This is a genomic window from uncultured Caulobacter sp., assembly GCF_937900395.1.
GTDB lineage: Bacteria > Pseudomonadota > Alphaproteobacteria > Caulobacterales > Caulobacteraceae > Caulobacter.
In genome coordinates, this window is sequence record NZ_CALCDX010000202.1 from 1 (window position 1) to 7,592 (window position 7,592).

Annotated in this window: 10 protein-coding genes and 1 pseudogene; 2 read left to right on the top strand and 9 right to left on the bottom strand. The window is 66.9% G+C overall.

The genetic code is table 11. The features are described 5' to 3' along the window. Positions 1–225 precede the first annotated feature (225 nt). Both istB and istA read right to left on the bottom strand, forming a co-directional pair. Positions 226–954, bottom strand: a complete 729-nt coding sequence (istB, locus tag Q0379_RS17860; RefSeq protein WP_299014658.1) for an IS21-like element helper ATPase IstB — start codon at positions 952–954, stop codon at positions 226–228. Continuing rightward, on the bottom strand, positions 941–2,455 hold the full coding sequence (gene istA, locus Q0379_RS17865; RefSeq protein WP_299014661.1) for an IS21 family transposase: 1,515 nt from the start codon (positions 2,453–2,455) through the stop codon (positions 941–943). Before istA ends, istB begins: the two co-directional genes overlap by 14 nt. Positions 2,456–2,772: 317 nt before the next feature. On the opposite strand from istA, the gene Q0379_RS17870 reads away from it, so the two are divergent. Then, positions 2,773–3,504, top strand: coding sequence for a hypothetical protein (locus Q0379_RS17870; protein WP_299014664.1), 732 nt, complete (start codon positions 2,773–2,775; stop codon positions 3,502–3,504). A 192-nt stretch (positions 3,505–3,696) separates the two neighbouring features. Here the strand turns inward: Q0379_RS17870 and Q0379_RS17875 are convergent, their stop codons facing one another. From Q0379_RS17875 to gatC, 7 genes and pseudogenes are all read right to left on the bottom strand, one after another. Then, positions 3,697–3,903, bottom strand: a complete 207-nt coding sequence (locus Q0379_RS17875; RefSeq protein ID WP_299014666.1) for a hypothetical protein — start codon at positions 3,901–3,903, stop codon at positions 3,697–3,699. 125 nt (positions 3,904–4,028) lie between these two features. Continuing rightward, positions 4,029–4,529, bottom strand: coding sequence for a DNA starvation/stationary phase protection protein (locus Q0379_RS17880; protein WP_291844217.1), 501 nt, complete (start codon positions 4,527–4,529; stop codon positions 4,029–4,031). A gap of 214 nt (positions 4,530–4,743) precedes the next feature. Beyond that, the gene (locus Q0379_RS24275; RefSeq protein WP_366519333.1) at positions 4,744–5,226 is read right to left on the bottom strand and encodes a hypothetical protein; all 483 of its coding nucleotides are present in this window, start codon (positions 5,224–5,226) and stop codon (positions 4,744–4,746) included. 15 nt (positions 5,227–5,241) lie between these two features. Next, positions 5,242–5,445 carry a hypothetical protein gene (locus tag Q0379_RS24280; RefSeq protein ID WP_366519334.1) on the bottom strand — a complete coding sequence of 68 codons (204 nt, stop codon included), beginning with the start codon at positions 5,443–5,445 and terminating at the stop codon, positions 5,242–5,244. A gap of 12 nt (positions 5,446–5,457) precedes the next feature. Continuing rightward, on the bottom strand, positions 5,458–5,796 hold the full coding sequence (locus Q0379_RS24285) for a hypothetical protein (RefSeq protein ID WP_366519335.1): 339 nt from the start codon (positions 5,794–5,796) through the stop codon (positions 5,458–5,460). Positions 5,797–6,073: 277 nt separating this feature from the next. Then, entirely contained in the window at positions 6,074–6,511 is a 438-nt protein-coding gene (locus tag Q0379_RS24290) for a PDZ domain-containing protein (RefSeq protein WP_366519336.1), read from the bottom strand. Between the two features lie 9 nt (positions 6,512–6,520). Then, positions 6,521–6,760 (bottom strand): annotated as a pseudogene (gatC, locus tag Q0379_RS24295) (Asp-tRNA(Asn)/Glu-tRNA(Gln) amidotransferase subunit GatC); the annotation flags it as partial. A gap of 234 nt (positions 6,761–6,994) precedes the next feature. On the opposite strand from gatC, the gene Q0379_RS17895 reads away from it, so the two are divergent. After that, positions 6,995–7,592: hypothetical protein (locus tag Q0379_RS17895; protein ID WP_299014673.1), on the top strand; the 598-nt coding region annotated here is incomplete at its 3' end.

A 7,592-nucleotide genomic window follows, 5' to 3' on the forward strand; every position in this document is an offset into this window, starting at 1 on the left:
GCAGGCGCGTCGGATGCTGACCTGCCAGGCCGCTCGCAGATAATCCACGAGCTGGGCTGTCAAACGGCGCCCAATAGGGACCCCCTCTTCGAGTTCGAGCGGCGATGCGCGTAGCTCTCAGCCAGCGCAGAGCATCGCCGCGGGGTGAGCCACTGATCGATCAGCTGCCCGGAGGGGGGTCTGGGGGGAGGTTGAACAAGTTGTGGATCAAGCGGGGCGTGCCGGTCAGGCGCGGTTCCTGAGCCGCCAGCTGTCGTTGCCGGTCTCGACGATGTCGTAGTGATGGGTCAGGCGGTCGAGCAGCGCCGTGGTCATCTTGGCGTCGCCGAAGACGGTGGGCCACTCCCCGAAGGTCAGGTTGGTGGTGATGATCACCGAGGTGCGCTCGTAGAGCTTGCTGATCAGGTGGAACAGGCGCTGGCCGCCGGACTGGGCGAACGGCAGGTAGCCCAGCTCGTCGAGCACCACCAGATCGAGACGCGAGAGCTGGGCGGCTAAAGCGCCGGCCTTGCCGCGCCGGGCCTCGTCCTCGAGGCGGTTCACGAGATCGACGGTGTTGAAGTAGCGGCCACGCGCCCCGGCCCGCACGACGTTGGCGGTGATGGCGATGGCCAGGTGGGTCTTGCCGGTGCCCGTGCCGCCGACCAGGACGATGTTGCGATGGTTGGTCAGGAAGGCGCCGTCGTATAGCGAACGCACCAGGCCTTCGTTGATCGCAGAGCCTTCGAAGCTGAACGCCGCCAGGTCCTTCATCACCGGCAGCTTGGCGGCGGTCAGGCGATAGCGGATGGATGCGGCCTGGCGATGGTTGGTCTCGGCCTTGAGCAGCTCGGCCAGGATCTCCATGGCCGTGCGGTTGCGCTGAAGGCCCGTGGTGACGGTCTCGTCGAAGGCCCCGGCCATGCCCTTCAGGCCCAGTTGGGCGAAGGCTTCGATCATCTCATGCCGCTGCACGGGGACCTCGCAGCAGGTCGTAGCGGGCGCAATCGGCGATGGGCGGATGACGCAGGACCAGCGCCTCGCAGGTGGTGATCGGCTGTGGCGCTGGCGGTTCGCGGCACCGGGCAAGGATGTTGAGGATGACCTCGTCGCTGGCGGCGCCGGCATCCAGGGCCTCGCGGACGGCGTCATCGACCTCATCAAGGCCATCGACCAGCACCGCCGCCAGCACGCGCACGAACCGGCGGTCGGCTTCGTCGCCACGACCCAGCTTCTTCCTCAACCGAGTCAGGGCTGGTGGCAGAGTCCAATCTTGGAATGGCGCGCCATTGCGCAAGCTCCCGGGCTTGCGGGCCAGAACCGGCAGGTAGTGCCAGGGATCATAGATCGTCCGGCCTCGGCCGAAGGATCGGACGTGCTCGGCCACCACTTCGCCGGCGCAGCGCACGACGATCCGATCGGCATAGGCGCGCACTTGCACCGTGCGCTTGGCGGCCCTGGCCATCACCGAGTAGCGGTTGCGGTCGAAGGTGATCAGGCAGGTGCCGGTCACCGCGTGCTCGACCTCGTGGAAGCCGTCGAACGGCGCCAAGATCGCCTGCAGCGCCGGCCGCTCGGCCTCAAGGGCCTGGGCCAAGGTGATCTCGCGCTGCTCGGGATGGGGGTGTAGGCGCGCCCAGCGGCGGCACTCGGCCTCCAGCCAGCCGTTCAGCTCTTCCAGGCTGGCGAACCGCAAGCGCGGTTTGAAGAACCGCTCCCGGCTGGTCTGCACCTGGTTCTCGACCTGGCCCTTCTCCCAGCCTGCGGCGGGCGTGCAAGCAGTCGGTTCGAACATGTAATGATCGGCCATCAGCAGGAAGCGACGGTTGAAGACCCGCTGTTTGCCCACGAACACCGCGTCCACGGCGGTCTTCATGTTGTCGTAGATGCCCCGCGTGGGGACCCCGCCGAAGAAGGCGAACGCCCGGGCATGGGCGTCGAACACCATCTCCTGGGTCTCACGCGGATAAACCCTGACGTAGACCGCACGCGACGCGCAAAGCCGAACATGGGCCGCCTTCACCCGCATCGGCTGGCCGGCGACCTCCACGTCCTCATGACTGAAGTCGAACTGGAACGCCTCGCCCGGCGCGAACATCAGCGGCACGAACGCTGTCCCGCCATCGCCGGGCGCCGTCTTGGTCTCCTCGCGCCAGCGGGCCGCGTAACGACGGACCGAGTCATAGGAGCCGTCGTAGCCTTCCTGGACCAACAGGTCCCAGACCCGCGTCAGTCGCAAACGGTCCCGCCGGGGCCGCGCCTCGTTCTCCGTCAGAAGTTGCACAAGCCGATCACGCACCGGCCCGATCTTCGGAAACGGCTGCGTCGTCCGCTGATAGCTGAACGCGCCTTCCTCCGCCCGGATCGCCTTGCGCACGACCTTCCGCGACAGTCTCAAATCCCGACAGATCGCCTTGATCGGCTTGCCCGCCGCATACTCACGGCGAATCCGCACCACTGTCTCCACCACCAACATCCCGATCTCGACCGCCCGGTTGAACCAAGCCGCCGTGCCTAAACCACCGGAATGAGGGGTCCCTTTTAGGCGCCTATCACCCCGCTAAGGGGGTCCTTCTTCCACGCCGCTGCACAATCGAGGGGGAAACGATGGGGAGGCAGATCCGTTTTCCATCGCGATGCTCATGAGCCCGCCCTCCGCCCTGGACCTCAAGGCCGCGAAGATCGCGGCCTTGGTGAACGTCGCTAGCGGCCGTTGCACCCCGTGCGACGGGCGCGGACCTGAGTGCGCGACTGGCGCGCCATGGGCTGAAGCCCGCACATCTGTGGTGCGGGTTGGGCGCGGAACTGGCCTCGGCGCTCGACGAGGTGCTGATCGGTAGACCCGACATCCTCATTGTCTTGGGCGGCGACGGCACGATCCGCACCGCTGCTGAGCGGTGCGACCCCGGGGGACCTCTGCTGATGCCGCCGCACGGGGGGACGATGAACGTGCTGCCGCAGGCGCTCTATGGCGTGCGCACCTGGTGCCATGCGCTCGACGCCGTGGTGGCCCGGCCGCGGGTCCGCACGGTGAGCGGCGCGGAGGCGGCCGGCCAGAAGTTCTTCGCCGCCGCGATCTTCGGAGGTCCCTCCTTGCTGCAGGAAGCGCGCGAGGCGGTTCGGTACGGCGAGTTCCTGGTTGCGGCGCGGAACGGTTTGTCGGCGTTGCGCACGTCGCTCGATCGCGAGCTCATCTGCCTCTGGGACGGTGGCGCTGCCGCCAAGGGCGAGGCGGTTGCCGTCCTCTGCCCGCTGGCCTCACCACGGCTTGGTCCTGGGGAGGCGCGCCTTGAGGCGGCGGTGATCCATCCTGATGGCCCGGTCGACGCCTTGCGAATGGTTCTGAGGGCCTTTCGCGACTGGCGCGCCGATCCGGACGTCAAATGCGCCATGGCCGAAACCATCGAAGTGCTTGGCAGCGGTCCGGTCCCGGGTCTGCTCGATGGGGGACGGTTCAGTTTCGAGGGCTCGGTCAAAGCCCGCCTGGTCCCCCGAGCGTTCCTGGCGCTGACGCCGGAAGGCTGAACCTGTTAGTGGCGCGCATACCACTCTTGTTGTTGAAGGATTTGGGGTTGCCCGGCAGCGATAGCGCGCCTGGTCGTAGAGTTGGCGGCTTGCTCCGTCGTCATTTGTATCGGCGCCGATGCCCCTTCAACAGGGCTTGGGCTTCCGCGCAAACAGCCGCCGCCCGGCATGGGGCGCGCGGCTGCCTTTGCGCTACCTCAAACTGGGAGCGACCAGCATTGCAGCGGCGGCGACCAAGCCCAGCGTGAGCAGGCCGATCATCCCGACCCGGTCGAGCGTCCGCTCCATCTTTGGGAAAGCGGACGTCTCCAGCGCGCGGATCGCCTCAGCTTCCCGTCGGCGCAGGTCCGACCCTTCGGCCGAGAGCCAGGGCCGCAGTCCACGGATTGCGTTTCTCATGACCACATACTCCAAGAAGCAATATGGTGCGAGAGGATCCCGCAGGCATCGTTCGCTAGGCCCTTAGACGGCGCCCAGCGTCAATGCAAATAGGGCGCTGCCCGTGACGCGCAAGGTCCTTTTCTTCAGTTCGTGGCCAGCGTGGCGCGCAGCATCCAGGCGTGCTTCTCGTGGGCCGAAAGCCGATCGTTCAGCAGGTCTACCGTGGCCGCATCGCTCGCGCCTTCGGCGGTCTGGATGGCGGCCTTGATGGCGCCGCAGGTCTGCTCGTGATCCTCGAGAAGATCGCGCAGCATCTCCTGGGCGCTCCATTGCGGATCGCCGTCCTTTACGCCTGTGAGGTTCGCCATGGAGGTGTGACCTTGCGGCGCCAGGGCGCCGAGGGCGCGGATCCGTTCGGCCAGCGCGTCCAGCGAGCCCCAAAGCTCCTTGTACTGCTGCTCGAACAGCTGATGCAGCGCGGGGAACTGCGGGCCGCGGACGTTCCAATGGAAGCCGTGCGTCTTCAGATAGAGCGCGTGCGTGTCGGCCAGCAGCTTGCCTAGCGCAAGGGCGACCTCGCTGGGGCCAGCCGTAGATGCGTCGGCGTGCTGCGTCGCGGTCTTGGACATCTCTTCAGTCAGCATGTTCATCCTCTGAAGGTGCGGCCGCGACGGCGCAGGGTCGGCGCCGCAGCGGCCTTGGTGTTGAAATACGGAACCCTCCGCCCGCCGAGCCGGCGCACATCGCTCGGTCGCAGCGGCGCCAGCCATCGGGGACGCAAGGTTCAGCTTCATCCTCTGCCAGGCAGATGGGTTTCACCCGCCCGTTGGGGCGCAGCGGCATCTGTCGTGCGAGGTTTTATCTAGGGCGCGCGGCGGCCTCTTCAATCGTCTCCGGCCCGTCGGAGCGCGCGCTCTGGGTATGCTGCGCCGCTCGGTCGGTCGTGCCGAGTGCTGGCTCCGGCCTGGCGACGCTGCGGGTCCGCCAGACGGAATAGCCCATCCCGCCGAATAGCACGATCAGGGTGACAGCGAGCGAGACCAATGGGTCGATCTTCCCGACGAGGGCGTTGTAGAAGATTTTCCCGCCGGCCAGCGGGAGCAGTAAGCCCATCGCGGTTCTCAGGTGCTCCAGCCGTTTGATGACGTCCGCAAGCGCGAAGTAGAGGGCGCGAAGGCCGAGCACGGCGAAGATGTTCGACGTGTAGACCAAGTAGGGGTCCGTGGTGACCGCGAAGATCGCCGGCACGCTGTCGACGGCGAACATGACATCGCTGAGCTCGATGAGCAAAAGCGCCAGGAACAGGGGAGTGGCGGTCCAGCGGCCCGTGGCGCCGCGCACGAAGAACCGATTTCCCTACAGGTCCGCCGTTACCGGCAGCCGGCGGACCAGGATCCGGTATAAGGGGCTGGGGGTCAGCGCCTCGGACGTATGGCTACGCGGGCGGCTGACCCGCCAGCTTGCATAGAGTAGGAAGGCGCCGAACAACGGCAGCACACAGGCGAACTCGTGCACGAGCGCAGCGCCCAGGCCGATCAACAGCGCTCGCAGGGCCAGCACGCTCAGTATGCCTCAGAAGAGCACGCGATGCTGCAGTTCCCGCGGCACCATCAGCGTGCCGAAGATGGCCGAGATGATAAAGAGGTTGTCGAGAGATAGGCTCTTCTCAAGCAGATAACCGCTGAAGAAGGCCGCGCCGGCGTCTGAGCCGAGCGTCGCCCAGGTCCACACCCCGAAAGCGATCGCCACCAGGATGTAGGCCGCGCTCAAGAAGAGGCTTTCTTTGAGCGGGATCTCGCGGCTTCTGCGATGCAGAACGCCCAGGTCGAAGGCGAGGAGGCAGACCACAACGGTCAAAAAGATGGCCCACAGCCACAACGGCTTATCGAGGAATTCAGCGGTCAAGGTCATGTCATCGTTCGCTTCCGCTGCGCGCGCTCGATGCGCGCGCTCTTATGAGCCTTGCGGGAGTCGGCTTCCGCGCTGCGATTGATCGGGTCAAGCGTTTGCTGCGCATCGAGTTCGCGCGCCCGGCGCAAAGTCGTGAGCTCGCGCGCATCCGGCCTTGCCGCTCCGGCTAGGGGAGAGTGTCAAATGCGCCCTGGCTCTCGAGTTGAGCGCGCCGCCGCGCAATATGTTGTCTCGTGGCGCTTCCCTTCCCGCTGAGCAGTGACGAGCCGGGCGGGCGTCACTCGGTGAGCCGCTGCAGCAGGTCCTCAGGCGGTCGCGCGACCAGGATGACCTCAAGGTTCAAGCGCCGGCCGCGGCGGAAGAACTCAAGGGTTATCGTATCGCCTGGACGCTTGCGCGTGACGGCGCGCGTGACGGCCTCGGCGTTCTCGGCGTCGCGACCGTCCACCTTGAGGATGGCGTCACCGGGCTTGAGTCCCGCCACCGTCGCCGGCCCGCCGGGGGTGACGCTGGCCACCAACGCGCCCCGGGCCTCTGGCAGTCCAAGGGCGGCGGCCGCGTCGGCGCTGATGTCCTGTAGGGCGGCGCCCATGTAGCCGCGCTCGATCGGCCGCCGCGCTATCAGCCGTCCGGACACCGACCGCGCGGTCTCAGCCGGGATGGCGGACGCGACCGCCTCGGAGATCGCCAAGTCCTTCACATGGAGATAGCGCATCCCCTGCTGGCCGGCGAGCGCTTCCTGTGGCGTCAGCGATGGCCTGATCTGGTCAGGTCGCGTCACATTAACCAGTGGCATCGGGTGCGACATCGGGGTGACGGCCTCGGTGGGCGCCTGCTGCACCGTGGCGACCGATTCGAGGATGACGCCGAGTTCGCCGACCATCCGGTTGAGCTCCGATTCATCAAGGTCGATGCGGGCCAGTCGAGCCAGGTGTTCGACGGCGTCGCGGGTGAGTTCAGCCATGAACCGGAGTCTAGTTTGCCCGTGACTGACGCCGACGCGGGTGCTTGGCGGGGCGCTGAGAGACCACGCGACCCCTTCTGTTCACCGTCTCGACATATCAGAACGGGTTCCACCTGTGGGCTTTCCACGAGTATTCTGCGAACGTTTCGTGCTCCCGAGGGGGCAACGGATGCACCGGCCGACACCTCGGGCTCGGTGCCGCACGGCGTTTTGACCAAACCTTGAAAGGTCCCCATGATCCAGACCATGCGAAGGGCAGTCGTCCTTCTCGCCACCACAGCCTTGGCCGTCACCGGCCTGCTCCTGGTGGCGCCGACTGCCCAAGCGGCCCGTGCGGCACAGACGGCAAACGTCCCGACGGTGTACGTGGACACCACTGGCGGCTACTACCGCACCAACTACGCCGGCGCCCCCGTCACCCCAAGTTCGGGGAGCGCCGCGTGGTCAGCGGTCAACGGAAGTGGCAGTCACACCATCGGTGCCTTCACCACGACCGAGGTCGTTGACCCGCTGAACCCCCTGAACAACTTCGTCGACTCCGGTCAGGGCGAGATCCGCGGGCGGGGCAACTACACGTGGAAGACCTTGCCCCTCCTCAACACCTTCTCTGCGTGGACCCAGTCCCAGGGCGGGGTGACCTTCAGCTCATCGGCCGTGAGCAAGCGTCCCTACCAGCTCAAGCTGTCGGCCGGCCGCGACGTCCTGGGCCACGAGCAGGGCCGCGGTCTCCTCGAGCGGCGGCCCGAGGTGGCGATGCAGCGCCTCCGCCGGGCGGTCCGGCAGGTCGGCGTCGGCGAGGGCGGCGCGCATCGCGGCGGCGAACGGGCCGCGG

What these genes read in the sequence shown, in the direction of transcription:
- istA (WP_299014661.1), bottom strand. Translation starts at nt 2,455, where the DNA reads ATGTTGGTGGTGGAGACAGTGGTGCGGATTCGCCGTGAGTATGCGGCG.
- Q0379_RS17875 (WP_299014666.1), bottom strand. Translation starts at nt 3,903, where the DNA reads ATGAGAAACGCAATCCGTGGACTGCGGCCCTGGCTCTCGGCCGAAGGG.
- Q0379_RS17880 (WP_291844217.1), bottom strand. Translation starts at nt 4,529, where the DNA reads ATGCTGACTGAAGAGATGTCCAAGACCGCGACGCAGCACGCCGACGCA.
- Q0379_RS24285 (WP_366519335.1), bottom strand. Translation starts at nt 5,796, where the DNA reads ATGACCTTGACCGCTGAATTCCTCGATAAGCCGTTGTGGCTGTGGGCC.
- Q0379_RS24290 (WP_366519336.1), bottom strand. Translation starts at nt 6,511, where the DNA reads ATGCGCTATCTCCATGTGAAGGACTTGGCGATCTCCGAGGCGGTCGCG.